Below are 20835 nucleotides of genomic sequence, written 5' to 3' on the forward strand. Positions count from 1 at the left end.
GGATGGCAATGTTGGCTGGCGTGGCTGCTGCAATCTCCGTTGCAGCCCTCCCCGCTCAAGCGCATGCGCAATCCATGATGGCCACGATGACCCCGCTGGCGGTGCAGATCGCCGGCGCGACGCAATGTACTTTTGCTTCGGGGGCCAGTGGGCTGCCCGGTGCACTGGTTGCCACCGCGCAACTCAGCCCTGTCAACAAAAGCGCGGCAATCCTCGGCGGTGCGCCCAGCAAACTCGATCAAATTCGCCTGCAACAGGCGGCGATGGCCGCACCATTGGCATCGCAGACCCCCGAAGCGGCCGGCCTGATCGGCGCCAATGCCGTCAAGCCCTTGCAACCGGCAGCTGGCGGGATCACCGCCCGTAGCACCGATTGCGGCACGTTCTCCTCGCGGGCGGGCAGCACGGCATCGTTCATCCAGCCTGCGGTTGCGTTCCGTGGCGCGGCGGGCATGGCTCCGCAGGTCCGCTCGCCGGACGACTATCTCGCCAGCAAGCGCATCGCCATTGGCCGGACGCATTTCGATGCCGACTGGTCGCGCGTGCTCTACCAATCGGTTTCAAGCGCGCAGGCCCGCAAGTTCGGCGCCGGGCACAATGCCGACGGGCTGGCGTTGATCGCAGCGGTGAATCGCGCGGTCAATCACCAGATCCGCTATGTCGAAGACCGCCAGCTGTTCGGGCGGAACGATTACTGGGCCGGGGCGCAGACAACCCTGCGCATGGGCAAGGGCGACTGTGAAGATATCGCATTGGCCAAGATGCAGGTGCTGGCCGCCGCCGGGGTGGCGCGCAAGGACATGATCCTGACCATTGCCCGCGATCTCGCCCGCAACGCCGACCATGCCATCCTGATCGTGCGGCATCAGGGGCAATACCTCCTGCTGGACAACAGCACCGACAAGGTGCTCGACGCCAGCCAGAGCTACGATTACCGCCCGATCCTGAGTTTCAGCGAAGGGGCCACCTGGCTGCACGGGTACTGATCGGTATCGGCAGCGCAGGCAATCCGGGCGCGTCTAACGTTCGGTCAGCGCCTGGCTCAGCCCCTTGGTCACCGGCTTGAACAGGTAGGACAGAATGCTCTTGCGGCCGGTAATGACCTCCACGTCGCATATCATGCCTGGCACGATCGGAAACTTCTGCCCGCCCTTGGCAATGAAGGCGCGATCGGTTTCCACCACCACAGTGTAATAGGTTTCGCGCTGCACCTCGTCATAGATGCTGTCGGCAGAAACCTGCTGCACCTTGCCGGTCAGGCCGCCATATATCGAGAAATCATAGGCGGTAACCTTCACGTTCGCCCGGTCGCCCACCTTGATAAAGGCGATATCGCGCGGGCTGACCCGCGCCTCGACCAGCAGCTTGTCGCCTACCGGAATGATCTGCATCAGCTTTTCACCGGGACCGACAAAGCCGCCAACCGTGGAAATCTGCACATCGTTGACCACGCCATTGGCGGGCGCACGCAATTCGTTGCGCTGTTTGCGCGCGGCCGCGCCGCGAATGGTCTGCTGGTTCACCGCGATCTTGGTTTCGACCTCGCTGCGTTCGCTCAACGCCTGCTGCTGGAAGTCGAGCCGCGAACTGCTCAGTTCCGCTTCGGCTTCGCGTACGGCGGCCTGAGCACGGGCCACACCCTGCCGCGCGGCTGCAAGCCGGCCTTGCGTATCCACCAGTTCGCGCTGCGCGGTCAGCAGTTCGGTCTGCGGTACGATCCCTTTCGCTGCCAGCGGTTCCAGCATACGCACCTGATCGCCCGCCAGCCGTGCGGAATTGGCCAGCGCACCAGCGGTTGCTTCGCCTTCGCGCAGATCGCGGCGGCGTTGTTCCACGGCGGCGGCCAGCGCGCTTTCACGGCTGCGGGCCGTGGCCACGCGCACCTGCTGCAGGCGGCGTTCGTCGGCGCAAACCGTCCCTTCCTCGCAGCCAAGCTGCTGGCCGGACGCTTCGCTTTTCAGCCGTTCCGCCCGCACCGACAGGCGTTCGTTCTCGGTCTGCAACTGGCCCAGCGCGGATGAGGCTTCGGCATCGTCCAGCCGCACAAGCAATTGCCCGCGCTTTACCGACTGCCCGCCACGCACCAGAATTTCCTTCACCACCGCAGCTTCCGATGGCTGGACAAGCTGGGCCTTGCTGGTGGGGATGACCTTGCCCGTGCCACGGGTGATTTCATCGACCGTGGCCAGGCTGGCCCACACCGTCAGCACCAGCATGCCCCCCGCGCAGACCGCTATCAGCTTGCGGCTGGCGTCCCACTGGTCATACTGCTTGCGCATTGCCCGCAAACGGGCGCGGAAACCACTTTGGCGTACGCCTTCTTCAGTCACGGCTGCACAGTCTCCGCGGCAACAGGGGCGGAGGCAGGCGCAGGCGCCTGAGCAGCACCTTGCCCTGCCATCGTCGTACGATAGCCCTGGCTGACATGGGTCGGATCGGGGATCGTCAGGCGCCATTGCTTGGTCGTATCGATCCGTCCGCCAACATCGTTCGAGGCGTGGCGATCGCTGATATGCGCTTCGACGGTCAGGCCCGGAACAAAGGCCACACTGCTTCCATCATCCATCCGGTGATCGAGGGCATTCTGCAGGCGGGCATAATCGAGCTGCGGGATATGCTCCGAACCGGTCCAGCGATCGGTGAATGCGGAAGACCGCCCCCACCCGCCGGGGAAACGATAGAAGATGTGCGCGCCGATCTTTTCGATCTTGGCCAAGGTGAAGGCCCAACGCGGCAAGACGTAATCCGCGTGATAGTGCGTGGCGGTGCCGACGCGCGGCTCCGTCTGCCCGGCCAGAGCGGCTTCGGCAACCTGCCGCGATTCCGCCCAGCGCGGCCCGCCAGGTGCGCGCAACAGCGAACCATCGCAAGTGAAGCTGAACTGGCACACCGGCCTGTTGCTGCCTTCGTAGACCACGCCGCAGACCGAATTGGGATAAGCGGGATGCTTCAGCCGGTTGAGCACGACCTGCGCCACGGCCCGCTTGCCGGTAATCGGCTCGTTCGCGGCTTCGTAGTAAATCGCCTGCGACAGGCACCGCAGCGCCGTTTCGTAAGCAGGCGTGCCTGATGGAATGGTGAACAGGGCGCCCGGCCGTTCTACCGGCAGGCTGGACACGGGTATGAGGGCATTGCGTTCCCGCGCCGTGTCGCCTTTGCTGACGACACGCCCCTGTTCACCATTCGTCATCGCAGCAAGCATTTTGGCCTGCTGCGGAAGAATACCGACCGCTGCCTGCGCTTCGCTGTGCGTCAGGCGGGTGGACCCGGCCAGCGCCAGCGCGCAACCGAACGTCAGCACATAACCGGCGTGCCAGAACATGCGCCGCGACCCGAACCCGGCAAAAGACAGCGGGCGCGGATGATTGGATATGACAGTGGCGTTCATGGCATCAGCCTTTCAGCATTGCCTGTTGCAGCGATGATCTCATTCTTCGGACCGTCAGCGACAACACGGCCCTTGTCCAGTACGATCAGGCGATCGCACAGGCTGAAAAGTGCTGGTCTATGGGTGGAAATAACCAATGTCTGACCAGGTGTCAGAGATTGGGACAACCGTTCGACAAAGAGTTTCTCGGTCTGGCTGTCCATCGCCCCGGTCGGCTCGTCGAGGAAGAGCAGTTTGGACGGAGAAACGAATGCCCGGGCCAGCGCGAGGAAGGACCGTTGCCCCCCCGAAAGGCGCCTGCCATGTTCGCCGACAAGGCGGTCGAAACCACCCGCATCGCGCGACAGGAACTGTTCCGCGCCCGTGGTGCGCAGGGCATCAATCAGCGCCTCGTCTCCCAGATCATGGCGACCAAGCGTGAGATTGTCTTTCACCGTGCCGGTGAAGAGATTGGCATCCTGCCCGACAAACCGGAATTCCGAACGGATATCGTGCGGACGGTACTGGCGGCTGTCGATCCCGTCGACCAGCATGGTGCCATCGGTCGGCTGATACAGGCCGCACAGCAGGCGCCCCAGCGTGGACTTGCCCGACGCGACCCGACCGATCACGGCAATCCTTTCGCCCGGCGTAATCGTCAGGTTCAGGCCATCCAGCGCCGCGACCGGCGCATCGGGATAACCGAATTCCAGATTTTCCAGACGGATCGAGGCGGAACGCACGGTCGGTGGCACGGTCTGGCTACCCTGACGGCGTTCGTCCTCCGCATCGAACAGCCGTTCGATGCTTTCCAGCGTTTCATTCGCCTGACGCCCCCGGGTCAGCAGGAAGGCCAGTTGCCCCGCCGGCCCCAGCGAACGCGAGGACAGCATGACAATGGCAATGATCGCACCCATAGTGATCTCGCCTGCGTCGAACAGGTAATACCCGCCGACAACCAGTGCGATGTTGGAAACCTGCTGGCAGGTGGATGCAAGGCTGACCGCCGTGGCATTAATCTTGCGCAGCCGTTGCTGGGAATACGTGCCGATTTCCGCCAGACGGTACCAGCGGCCGGTCATCCCGCCTTCGCCCGCCATGCTTTTCAGCGTTTCCATCCCGGCGATGGATTCCACCAGCAGCGTCTGTTGCAGGCCGTGATCAGCCTGCGCGTCCTGCGCCGCTTCCACGACTCTGGCCTGCAGCCGATATCCGATCAACCCCATCACCAGAATGGCGGTCAGCGGCACGATGGCCAGCCAGCCCGCGATAAAGGCAATCACGGCCACGAACAGCACGAGGAAAACCGCGTCGACAATCAGCACGATGGTGGTCGAACCGAAGAAATCGCGCACGGTGGCATATTCGGAAACCCGTGCGGCCAGTGCCCCGGTATTGCCCTGCCGCGCCGAAAGCGGCGTCGCCAGCACACGGCCGAAGATCTTCTGCGAAAGCTTGAGATCGAGCCGCCGCCCGATCTGATCGATCACGTTGGTGCGCGCCTGCCGCAAGGCATATTCCATGGCGAACGCCAGCAGCACCCCGACACCCAGCACCCACAGCGTGGACGAAGCCCGGTTGGGAAACACCCGGTCATAGACGTTCATGGTGAACAACGGCATCGCCAGCGCCAGCAGGTTGATCAGCAGCGATGCCAGAAGCACTGGGCGAAACGCCCCGCGTTCCTTGCGCAGTTCGCTCCAGAACCAGTGGTGGCGCCCTTTCGAATGCCACGGCACCTCGCGTTCACGCAGGCTGCTCGGATCGCCGTAAACCGAAAGGAACCCGCCCGCGAACTCTTCCGCCACCGCCGCATGCGGCAGCCACACCCGTTCGCGAGCGCCCGGACGCCAGATCAGCACATCGGTCGCATTCATGTCATAGGCAATGGCAACCTGCCCGCCCTGCAATGCGATCAACGCCGGGCAATTATCCGGCTGATGCGTGAGCTTACGGCCTTCGACGGCTTCGAAATTCAGCCCGATCAGTTCCAGCGCCGGCCCTGCCTGATGAAACGGCAACCGCCCGGCATCATCGCGGGCCAGCGTCAGCAAAAGCGTCGGCGAGAATGCCAGACCGAAATGATCGGCCAGTTCGGCAATACAAGCCAACAGGGGATCGGACGGCGTCGTGCCGTCGCGCAAGCCTTCGTCGTGCACGCGTTTTCGCTTTCTTCAGTTCGCCGGGGTTACTTGGGATAAACCCGGCGCTGCAATTCAGCAGGAACCGGCGGACCGTAGTTGAACCGTTCCCGTTCGTTCATGCCCGCGCCCGTACCCGGAGACACATTGAGCGCACCAATGAACTGATTGGTGGAAGCCAGCGTCTGATACTGAGCGAAGAGTTGCGAAAACTTGGCCGTTTCCAGCCGCACCTGCACATTGTAGCGGGTGTTCTGCGCATCCAGCACGTCCAGCAGCGAACGCCGTCCGACATTGAACTGACTGCGATAGGACAACAGCAGATCATCGGTCACGCGGCTTTGCGATTCCAGCGCGCGCACGATGTTGGCGCGGCTTTCCATGGCCGTCCAGGCAATGCGCACGTCTTCCTCGGCTTGACGCTGAACCTGATGCAACCGGAACCGTGCTTCGCTGGCGCGGCGCACCATTTCCTGCAGCTTGGCCCGGTTGATCCCGCCGTCGAAAATATCCCAACGGAGGAACACGCGGCCCTGCACATCGTTGGCATTGCCTTTGAAGCCGTCGATATCCTGACCGACACGGCCGCGCAGATCGAGCCCGATTTCGGGATAGAGATCGCCCTTGGCCGATTTCGCCAGTGCATTGGCGGCATCGACATCGGCCGTTGCTTCCAACACTTTCGGGTTCTGCGTACGCACCAGATTGATGGCCTGCGCCTCACTCGGCGGGAGCGATGCAGCGAGCTGCGGCGGCAGGACGACCTGATCGATATCCAGACCCGTCAGGGTGCGCAGCGAAATCCTGGCGTCCTTCAGCGTTTCGGCAGCTTCTTCCTCGCGGACGATGGCCGCCTGAAGGCGTTCTTCCGCCTGCTGCTGATCCGCGATGCTGATCGAGCCCTGACGGACCCCTTCAGCCAGATCGTTCACCAGCGAACGGTGGAACGCGCTGTTATCCTGCGATGCCGCCAGAACACGTTCCTGCAACAGGATATCGAGGTACTGGCGGGCGATCTGGAGCGCCACATATTGCGACCGTTCCAGCACCCGCAGCGATGCGCCGTCTACCCGGGACGCCTGCCGCAGCAGTTCCCCGCGACGGCGGCCGAAATCGATGGCCACCCATTCCGCGTTGAGCCCCGCTTCAAGCGGATAGAGCCAGTCATCCGAAATGCCCAGATTGCGCCGGGTGGCGTTTTCCAGACGGCGCGCGCCCGCCGACGCATCCAGCGTAACGCGCGGCGCGAACAGGCCTTGGGCCTGTTTGCGCTCGGCCTGGATTGCCTCGGTATTCATCTGCGCCTGCAGGATTTCCGGGTTGGATTCCATCGCCACGGCGATCGCATCGCGCATGGAAACCGCCTGCCCCTGAGCCTGTGCCAGTACCGGCGTCGATGCGCCGCACAGCAGTGCTACTGCGGCCAGGCTAGCGAGTTTGCTCTTGACCATAAATGCCCCCATTCCTCTCAATTAGCCGTAATTTCGACACGACGGTTTTGCGGGTTCCGCTCTCCGTCAGGTGTCGGTACGCGCGGTTCGCTTTCGCCATGGGCCGTTACGGCAAGTGCGTTCGGATTGATACCGCGGGCCTGCAACAGCGTGGCAACGGCCTGTGCGCGGCGCATGGACAGCGCGTTGTTGTAGGCGTCGCTGCCCGAGCGATCGGTATGCCCGGCAACCGCCAGCCCACGCCAGCCACAATTGGCAAACGAACTGGCAACCGCATCAACGGTCTGCCCGGCTTCAATCGGCGCCACATCGGCGTTGAAATCGAAGAACACGGTTCCGGCGATCGGATTGGCACAGGCCGCATTGGGTACGTTTGCGACGACTTCGGGTGCCGGTGGCAGAAGCGTCTGGTTATACCGCGCATAGGCATCACCGCACTTGCGCACGCTCGGCTCATCCTTGGTCGACGATTTCATGTAACCGATGGCAATGCCGCACTGGACCTTGGCTTCCGATGCCCAGAGATACCGGGTATCATTGGCGCCAACGACCGCAGGGTCACGCGTGGCCGCCAGCGCACCGTCGTATCGGCTCTGCAATTCGCTTCGCAACTGGCTTCCGTTCAGCGCCAGCAGGTCTGCCCCTGCCGATTGCGCCATGGCGATTGTCGGAACGGACGCGATGGCAATCGCCACCGCACCCAACACACCGTTGATCTTCCTGCGTTTCATAAGCATGCCCCTATTATTCGCTTCAAGCCTGAGCTGCCGCCAAGGCGTGCAGATCATCGTCATTCGTTGCTGTGTTCATGCCGGCGAAGACAAACGCGCTGTCACCGGTCCCCTGATCGAGCAAGGCGGCAAGCTGGGTTTCCCCACCATTATGCCCCGCGCTGTCCGCAGCCGCCGGATGCGGCCCGGCATCGCCCAGCATGGTATCCAGCAGGTGATCGATGCTCGCTTGCTGCACCACTTCGCCAACCGCTTCCTTGACGGCATCCGCCGCGCCTTCAGGTGGCGCATCTTTCGGTGCCGCATCGTTGGCAGCCAGCATCAGCAGGCCATCCATCACAGCCATGTCATCGGCAGGCGGGTTACCGGGCTGGCCGGCATCGGCGAAGACGGCGTTGTCGGCATCGGCCGCATTGCCACCCACATCCGTGCTGCTGGCATCGTCGCTGCTGTCCGCTGCGGCAAACTGCACCGGCGCATCGTCTTCCACAGTGTCGAGGCCGGATTCCGGCGTATCGAGCGCCGCATCGCTCAGATCGTCAGTCAGCAGGGTATCGGCCGGGCCGTTGTCCTGCGAACTGTCATCCGCCACCGCCAGACTTTGCACAGTGCTATCCGGCTCTGCCACGCCAGCCTGCTGTTCCGGTTCCGGTGTGCCCGGGACCAACGGGATGTCTTGTGCCGCATCGACCAGCACAGCCCCGGCCGCCGCGGCAACCACGGCGAGTTCGGTCTGGCGCGTTGCGAATGCCGCATCGGCCAGCGCCGCTTCGGACCCGTCAGCCGTGGTATAGGAACCCGTGCCCGCCACCCGCACATCGCCATCGGCGGTTTCGTATGCCTGCCCATCGGATGTCAGGCCGATCCGGGTGATCCCGAGATCGGAAAGAAGCCGGAATTCACCATCATCGGCGACACCGTTCTGGTTGGCATCCTGCCACACCCCGAACTTCGCCCAGCCATCATCCTGTGCATCCAGCACACCATCATGGTTGGTGTCGAATGTCGCGGCCAGCGCTTCCAGATCGGTCTGCCCATTGCCGCCGAAGACGAACTCGCTCGTTCCGCTGACCCGGCCATCGCCGTTGGCGTCGAAGGCAAGGATACCGTCATCCGCACCGGCCCAGGCTGTCGCCTCAAGCAGGCCATCGCTATCGTAGTCATAGAGCACGCCCGCATCAAGCGACACGAACTCCACGCCATTGCCATTGAGATCGAGCACAATGGGAACAGCCGCCGTGCTGTAGACCACAATATCGGCGTTTGTAATCGCCGTGACACCGCCCACCGTCGTGACATTGTCCAGCGTGGCGACTTTCACACGATCGGCGGTGGTGCCCCAGTCCGCATCGAACCAGATTTCACCGCGACCGCTGGTCGAGTTGTACACGATCACATAATTGTTGTTCGCACCCGAAATCGAAGCACTGGTGATCTGCGTTTCGGTTTGAGCCGATTGCACGACAAGCACGCGCTGATCGTGCGAACCGGTCATGTTCGAGACATTGGTGATCGTCGCCAGATCCGCAGCGTTCAGCGTCGTTCCCGCCGCAGAGCCTGTGGTGTTGGCGAAATTCACACTGCCTGCGGTGTTGCCCCCGTTGTCGAAGAAACCGATCTTGTCTGTGCCATCGACATAATCCTTGATGATGTCGGTGCCACCATTGCTCTGCAGCCGGAACTGATCAGCGCCTGCGCCGCCGGTCAGGGTGTCATTCCCCATACCGCCGACCAGGATATCGTTACCCGAACCCCCATTCAGCAGGTCATCGCCGTCACCACCGTTGATGGTGTCGTTGCCTTCCTGACCGTAGATGGTGTCGTTTCCGGCACCACCATTGATCGTGTCGTTACCGCCGGTACGGCCGCTTTCCTGCGCCAGAGCATTGGCATTGGCCTGGATGTAGGCAATCGTATCGGCACGGGTCCAGTCACCGCCGTTACCGGCCGGGTCCTGGGATTCGCTGTTCGACCGCCCTTCCAGCGCCTGGAACACGGCCCAACCCGATCCGGCGGGCAGATTGACACCCAACTGCGTGGCAAGGGTATCGGTAAACAGGACATCCCCGAAGATCAGGTCGTTCCCGTCACCACCATTGATTGTGTCATTGCCCGCGGCGGACAGTTCGCTGGAACCGCCAAGCAAGGCCAAGGCCGCAGCAAGCTGTTCAGCCGTCGTCACATTGAGCGCCGCGCCCGTTCCGCCCGAAGCATTGCCGTCCTCGACATTGCCAAGATATGTCAGGGCCTGGGAACCCACGTTGATGCCAATCGCATCAATGGTGTAACCTGTGCCCAGCACATTGTTGACGTCGTTGGTGCTGTCTGCTGCGTTGCCCGAGCCCGAGCCTCCGCCCCACGTTCCCAGCAATTCGGCCATGGCGCGCGTCGCACCATTAATATCCGTGCTGTTACCGTTGTTACTGTTGACCCAGGCGGTCGGCTCGCCATCGGATACAAACACGACCTTGTTCACATTCGCATTCGGCAGATCGTTGTTGCCGCTATTGCCGGTGATCCAGTTATAGGCCGCCTGAATTGCAGCCTCGTAATTGGTGTAATCGTCCGCCACAATGCTGTTCACCGCTGCCTTGGCCGCAGTGATATTGGCGGTCTGCACCACCCCGTTCACAATCAGGTCGAAAGTGCCGAGATTGTTGGCATTGGTATCGAACTCGATAACCGTGATGCGAACATTCTGCGCACCCGACTGCGACAGGCTATCGATCAGCGCATTGGTGCCGTTCTTCATCGCCTGCAAACGCGAAATCGTAGTGTTGTTGAAGGAAATGTTCTCGGTCATGCTCTGCGAGCTGTCGAGCACCAGAACGATATTGCCCGACTGGCCCTGGGAAACGGTAACCGCACCCGGATCGCCCACCAGCTTGTCATCGAACGCCGTGCCTTGAATGGCGCCGTCGACCGCACCCTGCGGGTTGGGCACCACGTGATCGGCGGCCTGCCCGGTAACATCGCCTTCCGCGGAACCGACGACCAGCGCCGGCGATGCCGTGGTGATCGAAATCGACGAACTCGCAGTATCCCCATCACCGTCGACAATGGTCACCGGAACGTTGAAATTGACGGGATCTTCCGTCTGCACAACCGCGCCGAAATCCGAGACTTTGAACGACCCCGAGCCGACATTCTGGAATTCCAGACTGGTGTACCCGTCCGAAGTAAACGCCCCCAAACGAGTGCCGGCATCAACGCCTGCAACGGTTGGCGTCCCGGTCGCAAAATTGCTCACGGTGAACACATGTCCACCCACCGTATAACTCCCGTTCCCGGACACAATCTGCGTTTGATTATTATAGCTGATCGAAACTTGTGTAATGGGATCCGGCGAACCATCGCCCACAACATTGTTCGTATCCGTGTCGTCACGTGCAACAAGCCGGATTGAAACGCTACCCGATGCTGTCGGAATAAAAGCAGATGCGCCATTCGCATTGTAATGGCCATCGAACACGTGATTCCGGTTACCGACCGTATCGTAGGAATTGTTGCCGTTTGCCGGAGACCCCGTCAGATCGACCACAAAATCGATACGAACACCTTCATTCGCATCCACCGCATTCCCGCTGCCATTACCAAATTCATTGTTATTGGAATTGACAGAGCCTCCGTTACTCCAAACACCGGAAACCACCTTGATAGGCGTAACAAGAATATCCTGACTGTTGTTATCGCCAGCAGAGACGAAGCCAGCCCAGGCAACATTCGCACCGAACGGATTAATTCCAGCGCTGTCGAAATCGATGGTTTTCGGAGAATCCAGCTTCCCGACCATCTGCACCTGATACTGGTCCGCATGGCCCGCAGGTTGCAGTGTGATGATAAACACATCGGCACCACCCGGCTTTTCTGCCGTCAACACCGTGCCATTGTTCGAAATCGTATAGGTCAGCGCCTGCCCGTCAGAGGTCAGGCCCCGGGCCTGCAACGCCGTAACGGTCGCCTGCGTGAAGATCACACTCCCAGGACCATCACCGCCATAGTTGTTGTCGACGTCGCTATCCGTGTCGAGCCACTGATAGACGGACGATCCCGCGACATTGGCCAGTGTCGCCCCAAGCGGCGCCAAGGCCATCGGCGCATCGTCTTCGAGCCCAATCGTCAGCGCAGTGGCGTTGGTAACTGTCGTCGTACCGTCGTTGACCGAAACCGGCACCACCAGCGACAGGGCATCTTCCACTGTCGTATTCGGATGATCGATCGGGCCCTGCAGGGTGACGGTGTAGTTGCCGCTGTTGTTGATCGAGACGCTGATAATGGTGTCCGACCCAACCTTGCCCAACAGCAATTGCGGATTGGTCGTATCCCACACGATCGGCTGCCCGCCGGACGTCAGGGACGTCAACGGCGTGCCAAGCGAAACCGTCAACGCACTGCTATCCGGATCGGTGATCGTGATCGTGCCGCTACGGACAGCCAAGTCCGTCGTATCGACTGTGCCTGCCGAATCCGGCAGACCGCCTGGCAATCCTTCATCGGAAACAGCCGTGGTGGCAGAACCGATGGACGGAACATCGTTGCTGCCCTTGACGATGATCGTCAGCGTCGCGCTGCGCTCATCCCCATCGGCATCCTTGATCGTGTAGTCCAGCTCATAGGTCCCGGTGAACGCCGAAGTCAGCGCCTGCGTCGCGGGCCGGCTGTTGTCCAGCGTGTAGCTCCACGTCCCGTCCGCGTTCTGCAGCAGCGTACCGTAGGTGTTCAGCGCCGCAATATCCGCCGCATCACCCGCAGACCAGCCAACGAAGGTAACCGGCGTATCCGCACCAGGCTCACCGTTGGGGTGCAGGTCGTTCGTCATGACATTGCCCGACACAACATTCGCCGGATTGTCTTCGATGACCGTGTAGGGACCATCATCCACCGCATTGGGAACATCGTCCACAATCTCGATCGTGATCGTCGCTGGCGCCGATGACGCCGTCCCATCCGATACCGTCAGCGTGAACACATCGCTTTCCACGCCCGGACCATCCGTCGTGGTCTCGGTCAGCGTGTAGGTGTAAGTCGCAACACCCGTCGCCGGATTGTAGGCCGTGATCAGCAGATCGCCATGCGCCCCGGTAATCGTCGTGCCCACAAGGCTGCCCAGCGCAACAGGGCTGCCCCCGTTGAACGTCACGCTCTGCAAAGTCGCCAGACCATCCGGGTCCGACAGGGTGAACGTACCCGTCGCAACATGACCCGTGCCCTGCGTCGAGCCATCCACAAGACCCGATTCCAGAACCTGATCGTTCGCACCTTGCGGATTGCCCGGATCAACACTCACCGTCGGAACATCGTTGCTGCCCTTGACGATGATCGTCAGCGTCGCGCTGCGCTCATCCCCATCGGCATCCTTGATCGTGTAGTCCAGCTCATAGGTCCCGGTGAACGCCGAAGTCAGCGCCTGTGTCGCGGGCCGGCTGTTGTCCAGCGTGTAGCTCCACGTCCCGTCAGCGTTCTGCAGCAGCGTACCGTAGGTGTTCAGCGCCGCAATATCCGCCGCATCACCCGCAGACCAGCCAACGAAGGTAACCGGCGTATCCGCACCAGGCTCACCATTGGGGTGCAGGTCGTTCGTCATGACATTGCCCGACACAACATTCGCCGGATTGTCTTCGATGACCGTGTAGGGACCATCATCCACCGCATTGGGAACATCGTCCACAATCTCGATCGTGATCGTCGCTGGCGCCGATGACGCCGTCCCATCCGATACCGTCAGCGTGAACACATCGCTTTCCACGCCCGGACCATCCGTCGTGGTCTCGGTCAGCGTGTAGGTGTAAGTCGCAACACCCGTCGCCGGATTGTAGGCCGTGATCAGCAGATCGCCATGCGCCCCGGTAATCGTCGTGCCCACAAGGCTGCCCAGCGCAACAGGGCTGCCCCCGTTGAACGTCACGCTCTGCAAAGTCGCCAGACCATCCGGGTCCGACAGGGTGAACGTACCCGTCGCAACATGACCCGTGCCCTGCGTCGAGCCATCCACAAGACCCGATTCCAGAACCTGATCGTTCGCACCTTGCGGATTGCCCGGATCAACACTCACCGTCGGAACATCGTTGCTGCCCTTGACGATGATCGTCAGCGTCGCGCTGCGCTCATCCCCATCGGCATCCTTGATCGTGTAGTCCAGCTCATAGGTCCCGGTGAACGCCGAAGTCAGCGCCTGTGTCGCGGGCCGGCTGTTGTCCAGCGTGTAGCTCCACGTCCCGTCCGCGTTCTGCAGCAGCGTACCGTAGGTGTTCAGCGCCGCAATATCCGCCGCATCACCCGCAGACCAGCCAACGAAGGTAACCGGCGTATCCGCACCAGGCTCACCGTTGGGGTGCAGGTCGTTCGTCATGACATTGCCCGACACAACATTCGCCGGATTGTCTTCGATGACCGTGTAGGGACCATCATCCACCGCATTGGGAACATCGTCCACAATCTCGATCGTGATCGTCGCTGGCGCCGATGACGCCGTCCCATCCGATACCGTCAGCGTGAACACATCGCTTTCCACGCCCGGACCATCCGTCGTGGTCTCGGTCAGCGTGTAGGTGTAAGTCGCAACACCCGTCGCCGGATTGTAGGCCGTGATCAGCAGATCGCCATGCGCCCCGGTAATCGTCGTGCCCACAAGGCTGCCCAGCGCAACAGGGCTGCCCCCGTTGAACGTCACGCTCTGCAAAGTCGCCAGACCATCCGGGTCCGACAGGGTGAACGTACCCGTCGCAACATGACCCGTGCCCTGCGTCGAGCCATCCACAAGACCCGATTCCAGAACCTGATCGTTCGCACCTTGCGGATTGCCCAGATCAACACTCACCGTCGGAACATCGTTGCTGCCCTTGACGATGATCGTCAGCGTCGCGCTGCGCTCATCCCCATCGGCATCCTTGATCGTGTAGTCCAGCTCATAGGTCCCGGTGAACGCCGAAGTCAGCGCCTGTGTCGCGGGCCGGCTGTTGTCCAGCGTGTAGCTCCACGTCCCGTCAGCGTTCTGCAGCAGCGTACCGTAGGTGTTCAGCGCCGCAATATCCGCCGCATCACCCGCAGACCAGCCAACGAAGGTAACCGGCGTATCCGCACCAGGCTCACCATTGGGGTGCAGGTCGTTCGTCATGACATTGCCCGACACAACATTCGCCGGATTGTCTTCGATGACCGTGTAGGGACCATCATCCACCGCATTGGGAACATCGTCCACAATCTCGATCGTGATCGTCGCTGGCGCCGATGACGCCGTCCCATCCGATACCGTCAGCGTGAACACATCGCTTTCCACGCCCGGACCATCCGTCGTGGTCTCGGTCAGCGTGTAGGTGTAAGTCGCAACACCCGTCGCCGGATTGTAGGCCGTGATCAGCAGATCGCCATGCGCCCCGGTAATCGTCGTGCCCACAAGGCTGCCCAGCGCAACAGGGCTGCCCCCGTTGAACGTCACGCTCTGCAAAGTCGCCAGACCATCCGGGTCCGACAGGGTGAACGTACCCGTCGCAACATGACCCGTGCCCTGCGTCGAGCCATCCACAAGACCCGATTCCAGAACCTGATCGTTCGCACCTTGCGGATTGCCCGGATCAACACTCACCGTCGGAACATCGTTGCTGCCCTTGACGATGATCGTCAGCGTCGCGCTGCGCTCATCCCCATCGGCATCCTTGATCGTGTAGTCCAGCTCATAGGTCCCGGTGAACGCCGAAGTCAGCGCCTGTGTCGCGGGCCGGCTGTTGTCCAGCGTGTAGCTCCACGTCCCGTCAGCGTTCTGCAGCAGCGTACCGTAGGTGTTCAGCGCCGCAATATCCGCCGCATCACCCGCAGACCAGCCAACGAAGGTAACCGGCGTATCCGCACCAGGCTCACCATTGGGGTGCAGGTCGTTCGTCATGACATTGCCCGACACAACATTCGCCGGATTGTCTTCGATGACCGTGTAGGGACCATCATCCACCGCATTGGGAACATCGTCCACAATCTCGATCGTGATCGTCGCTGGCGCCGATGACGCCGTCCCATCCGATACCGTCAGCGTGAACACATCGCTTTCCACGCCCGGACCATCCGTCGTGGTCTCGGTCAGCGTGTAGGTGTAAGTCGCAACACCCGTCGCCGGATTGTAGGCCGTGATCAGCAGATCGCCATGCGCCCCGGTAATCGTCGTGCCCACAAGGCTGCCCAGCGCAACAGGGCTGCCCCCGTTGAACGTCACGCTCTGCAAAGTCGCCAGACCATCCGGGTCCGACAGGGTGAACGTACCCGTCGCAACATGACCCGTGCCCTGCGTCGAGCCATCCACAAGACCCGATTCCAGAACCTGATCGTTCGCACCTTGCGGATTGCCCGGATCAACACTCACCGTCGGAACATCGTTGCTGCCCTTGACCGTGATCGTCAGCGTCGCGCTGCTCGGATCTCCGTCACCGTCCTCTATGGTATAATGGAGGACATAATCCTGGCTGAAGCTCGCGCTCAGCGCCTGTGTCGCGGGCCGGCTGTTGTCCAGCGTGTAGCTCCACGTCCCGTCCGCGTTCTGCAGCAGCGTACCGTAGGTGTTCAGCGCCGCAATATCCGCCGCATCACCCGCAGACCAGCCAACGAAGGTAACCGGCGTATCCGCACCAGGCTCACCATTGGGGTGCAGGTCGTTCGTCATGACATTGCCCGACACAACATTCGCCGGATTGTCTTCGATGACCGTGTAGGGACCATCATCCACCGCATTGGGTACATCGTCCACAATCTCGATCGTGATCGTCGCTGGCGCCGATGACGCCGTCCCATCCGATACCGTCAGCGTGAACACATCGCTTTCCACGCCCGGACCATCCGTCGTGGTCTCGGTCAGCGTGTAGGTGTAAGTCGCAACACCCGTCGCCGGATTGTAGGCCGTGATCAGCAGATCGCCATGCGCCCCGGTAATCGTCGTGCCCACAAGGCTGCCCAGCGCAACAGGGCTGCCCCCGTTGAACGTCACGCTCTGCAAAGTCGCCAGACCATCCGGGTCCGACAGGGTGAACGTACCCGTCGCAACATGACCCGTGCCCTGCGTCGAGCCATCCACAAGACCCGATTCCAGAACCTGATCGTTCGCACCTTGCGGATTGCCCGGATCAACACTCACCGTCGGAACATCGTTGCTGCCCTTGACGATGATCGTCAGCGTCGCGCTGCGCTCATCCCCATCGGCATCCTTGATCGTGTAGTCCAGCTCATAGGTCCCGGTGAACGCCGAAGTCAGCGCCTGTGTCGCGGGCCGGCTGTTGTCCAGCGTGTAGCTCCACGTCCCGTCCGCGTTCTGCAGCAGCGTACCGTAGGTGTTCAGCGCCGCAATATCCGCCGCATCACCCGCAGACCAGCCAACGAAGGTAACCGGCGTATCCGCACCAGGCTCACCATTGGGGTGCAGGTCGTTCGTCATGACATTGCCCGACACAACATTCGCCGGATTGTCTTCGATGACCGTGTAGGGACCATCATCCACCGCATTGGGTACATCGTCCACAATCTCGATCGTGATCGTCGCTGGCGCCGATGACGCCGTCCCATCCGATACCGTCAGTGTGAACACATCGCTTTCCACGCCCGGACCATCCGTCGTGGTCTCGGTCAACGTGTAGGTGTAAGTCGCCACACCCGTCGCCGGATTGTAGGCCGTGATCAGCAGATCGCCATGCGCACCGGTGATCGTCGTGCCCACAAGGCTGCCCAGTGCAACAGGGCTGCCCCCGTTGAACGTCACGCTCTGCAAGGTCGCCAGACCATCCGGGTCCGACAGGGTGAACGTCCCCGTCGCGGTATGACCCGTGCCCTGCGTCGAACCATCCACAAGACCCGATTCCAGAACCTGATCGTTCGCTCCGCCCGGATTGCCCGGATCAACACTCACCGTCGGGACATCGTTGCTGCCCTTGACCGTGATCGTCAGCGTCGCGCTGCTCGGATCGCCATCACCGTCCTCTATGGTATAATGGAGGACATAATCCTGGCTGAAGCTCGCGCTCAGCGCCTGTGTCGCGGGTCGGCTATTGTCCAGCGTATAGCTCCACGTCCCGTCCGCGTTCTGGACCAGCGTGCCGTAAGTGTTCAGCGCATCGATAGCGGTCGTGTCGGCACCCGACCATTCGACCGACGGTGCAAGACCATCCGCTCCCGCATGATCGTTGTCCAGGACATTGCCCGATACCACGTTCGGCGAGGCGTCTTCCGTTACGGTGTAGCCGCTATCATCCACCGCCAGCGGAACATCGTCTTCAACGACGATCACGAACTGGTCGTCAAGCACCACGGAATCGCCGTCGCCATCCGTCGCCAGAATGACCCCTGAGAAATCGATGCTCAGCGTTTCACCGTCGTTGCCATCGTGTTCCGGGTGATCCAGCGGGGCCAGCAGGGTGAAGGTGTAATCACCGTTCGCAGTAACTGCGAGGCTGAAGACCAGCCCTTCGGTAGGGACGCCATCGTCCCCGATCGCCCCGGTGCCGGTGAAGGCATAGAGCACGCCATTATCGCCGACCGTGTAATGGATCGATTCACCAGCCGATGTCAGCCCCTGATCCGCAAGCGCCGAAAGATCCGTAGTGAACGCGAAGGTTCCCGGAAGATCCGCACCGAAATCGACCAGGCTGGCGAGCGAACCGGTTGCAACGGTGGTGATCGCATCGCCATCCGTGATGCCGTTCGGCAATTCGTCTTCATCGACGTAGCCGGTAACGCTGCCCTCAACCAGAACCGGGCCATCGTCCAGGAACGAAATAGCCCCGGTAATATCGCGGGTCACGCTGGCGTGATCGCCATCGCCGTCAGTGATCGTCGCCGTCAGTCCGATAAGACCATCGGCAATCGTTGCCGCGGAATCGCCAGCTTCTTGCGGATCGTTGGGATCGTCATGTTCGATCGCACGATTCTGCACCAGCTGGATCGTGCCTGTTTCCGGATCGAGATCGATCTTGAACGCCACAACCGATGGATCGCTGGCAAGATACCCTTCGATATCGCCCACATCATTCAGGCGCAGCAGAATGTTATCGCCGGTCAGCGTATCGTTGAGACCGCTATCCGTGCCATTCCCGCCCGTGATGCTGAGTGCATAGGTCAGTGACCCGGGGCCATCGGCGCCATATTGGGCGTTGAACAGACCTGCAAAGCTGACGGCCGCCGAAACAGAACCGGGCGTGTCGGTATCGTCCGTGGTCAACGTCGGCATGCGCGTGTCGGTCGCCAACCCGATCGTGGGCGTATCGTCGTCCACGTTGATCGTGAGCGAACCCGTGACGGAATCGCCATCACCATCCGTCAGATTGTACTGGATGCCGAATTCGACATTGTTTTCATTCTGACCGGCAGGATGGCTGACAGGCGCCAGTTGGGTAACAGTATAGTCGCCCGTCGCAGGATTGACGACCACCTTGAGAACATCGGTACCGTTCTGGCTGATGATCAGCGTCTGCCCGTCATTCGAGGCAATCGCAAAGCCGCCAGAGGCTGGAAGTGTGGCCCCAGAAAGCGTGAAGGCGGTGGTCGCGTGATCGGCGCCCACGGCACCGCCAGCGAGCGTGCCCGTGGCGTTGTTGCTATCCGCATCATCGCCGATGCCCCCGGCAATGCCGCCCGTCAGCGCATCGTCATCGAGCTGCACGACTGCATTTTCACCGACCACGGGCGTATCGTCGTCGACGTTGATGGCAAGCGTGCCCGCAGCAGCATCGCCGTCGCTGTCCGTCAGGCTGTACTGCACGGTGAACACGACGTTGTTTTCATCCTGACCGGCAGGATGATTAATCGGCGCAAGCTGCGTGACGGTGTAAGCACCCGTGGCCGGATCGACCACCACGCGCAGGACATTGGTCCCACCCTGGCTGATAAGCATGGTCGTGCCGTCGTTCGAGGCAACCGCGAAGCCGCCCGATGAGGGCAGAACCACGCCGGTCAGTGCGAATACGCCAGGCTTGTCGGCCCCGACACTGCCCGACAGCACGCCGGTGGTGTTGAGATTGTCCGGATCGTCGCCGATCCCGCCCGGGTTCCCGTTGAACACGTCATCGTCGAGCTGAACGGTGGCATTGGCGCCGACAACCGGCGTGTCATCGTCAATGCTGATCGGCAGCGTGCCATTGGCGACATCGCCATCGGAATCGGTCACGCTGTAAGTGATCGTCAGATCGATATTGTTTTCGTCACCACCGGCAGGATGCTGGATTGGCGCGAGCTGGGTAACCACGTAGTTGCCGGTGTCGGGATCGACCACGACCTGCAGAACGTTCACGCCATTCTGACTGATGATCAGGGTCTGCCCATCGTTCGAGGCAATGGCAAAGCCCCCGCTTTCGGGCAGGACAGCGCCGGTCAGCGCGAAAGTGAGATCGCCATCACCACCCGAACCGGAAAGCGTGCCAGTGGCGTTGACGCTGTCGGCATCATCGCCCACGCCGCCCGGATTGCCGGACAAGACATCGTCATCGAGCTGTACACCCGGATTCTGGTCTACCGAAGGTTCCCGATCGATAAACTGGAACAACTCGCGCTGTTCGGGCTGCGGAAACTGGAGTTCTGTGTAGGGAAGCAGATCGCCGCGCGCATAGGCATCCTGGATCGGCCCTGTCGGGTCGGCGAAATTCCCGCCCGAACTTTGCGGATTGCCTGCAGCTGGCTGCGGCTCGTTCCCGGTAAGCAAGGCTGCAAGGTTCAACGGAGGAACGGCCACACCATCGACCACGATCTGCGGCACATAGACCGCGCCTTCGGGAATGATGTAGCGCACACCGTTGGCGGCCTCGATCACCAGATCCCGACCGACAACGCGGATGTCGTCCAGTGTCACGCCTGCAGGCAGGATAACGACATTATCGGCGGATACGGGCAGAATGACCGCCCCCGTGCCAGCCCCCGCCGCCAAAACCGCCAATGAAGGCGAAAGACCTGCGTTGTCTTCCGTTTCGAACCCATCGATCCCGTTGGGAGTATCGAAATCCATCATGCTACCTGCCCCATATCTCTCCGGCCAGGCCACAAGCCTGCCTCAAAGCGAGAGGGTGCAGAGTTGGACCGGCTAGAAATATCTCGGCCATCCACCCCAGGACCACACTGCAGCCCCGTGCTCTGCGCCATTTCGCCTCAACTGCGTCTCATCGTGATTTCCGCACGACTCGACTCATGTC

At 61.5% G+C, this 20835-nt stretch carries 7 protein-coding genes; 1 reads left to right on the plus strand and 6 read right to left on the minus strand.

From position 1 onward, the window contains the following. The first annotated feature begins 74 nt into the window (after nt 1–74). The gene (locus tag EGO55_RS02500; RefSeq protein WP_210766630.1) at nt 75–986 is read left to right on the plus strand and encodes a transglutaminase-like cysteine peptidase; all 912 of its coding nucleotides are present in this window, start codon (nt 75–77) and stop codon (nt 984–986) included. Nucleotides 987–1019: 33 nt separating this feature from the next. On the opposite strand, the gene EGO55_RS02505 is transcribed toward EGO55_RS02500, so the two are convergent. The 6 genes from EGO55_RS02505 to EGO55_RS02530 are packed head-to-tail and all read right to left on the minus strand — an operon-like array spanning nt 1020 to nt 20651. Further along, nucleotides 1020–2330, minus strand: a complete 1311-nt coding sequence (locus tag EGO55_RS02505) for an HlyD family type I secretion periplasmic adaptor subunit (RefSeq protein ID WP_021689414.1) — start codon at nt 2328–2330, stop codon at nt 1020–1022. Then, a complete protein-coding gene (locus tag EGO55_RS02510; RefSeq protein ID WP_021689415.1) occupies nt 2327–3388 on the minus strand; it encodes a cell wall hydrolase in 1062 nt (353 codons plus the stop codon). The genes EGO55_RS02505 and EGO55_RS02510 overlap by 4 nt, the downstream gene beginning before the upstream one ends. After that, on the minus strand, nt 3385–5526 hold the full coding sequence (locus EGO55_RS02515) for a type I secretion system permease/ATPase (protein WP_021689416.1): 2142 nt from the start codon (nt 5524–5526) through the stop codon (nt 3385–3387). The genes EGO55_RS02510 and EGO55_RS02515 overlap by 4 nt, the downstream gene beginning before the upstream one ends. Before the next feature lie 29 nt (nt 5527–5555). Further along, a complete protein-coding gene (locus EGO55_RS02520) occupies nt 5556–6959 on the minus strand; it encodes a TolC family protein (protein WP_021689417.1) in 1404 nt (467 codons plus the stop codon). Between the two features lie 17 nt (nt 6960–6976). After that, nucleotides 6977–7690: an OmpA family protein gene (locus EGO55_RS02525; protein WP_021689418.1), complete on the minus strand. Its 714-nt coding sequence runs from the start codon at nt 7688–7690 to the stop codon at nt 6977–6979. Between the two features lie 22 nt (nt 7691–7712). After that, entirely contained in the window at nt 7713–20651 is a 12939-nt protein-coding gene (locus tag EGO55_RS02530; protein WP_161566003.1) for a VCBS domain-containing protein, read from the minus strand. Nucleotides 20652–20835 lie beyond the last annotated feature (184 nt).

It is taken from the genome of Caenibius tardaugens NBRC 16725, assembly GCF_003860345.1.
Classification (GTDB): domain Bacteria; phylum Pseudomonadota; class Alphaproteobacteria; order Sphingomonadales; family Sphingomonadaceae; genus Caenibius; species Caenibius tardaugens.

Bases quoted from the DNA above. Each gene is read 5' to 3' on its own strand.
- EGO55_RS02530 (WP_161566003.1), bottom strand. From the start codon at position 20,651: ATGGATTTCGATACTCCCAACGGGATCGATGGGTTCGAAACGGAAGAC.
- EGO55_RS02510 (WP_021689415.1), bottom strand. From the start codon at position 3,388: ATGAACGCCACTGTCATATCCAATCATCCGCGCCCGCTGTCTTTTGCC.
- EGO55_RS02520 (WP_021689417.1), bottom strand. From the start codon at position 6,959: ATGGTCAAGAGCAAACTCGCTAGCCTGGCCGCAGTAGCACTGCTGTGC.
- EGO55_RS02500 (WP_210766630.1), top strand. From the start codon at position 75: ATGATGGCCACGATGACCCCGCTGGCGGTGCAGATCGCCGGCGCGACG.
- EGO55_RS02525 (WP_021689418.1), bottom strand. From the start codon at position 7,690: ATGAAACGCAGGAAGATCAACGGTGTGTTGGGTGCGGTGGCGATTGCC.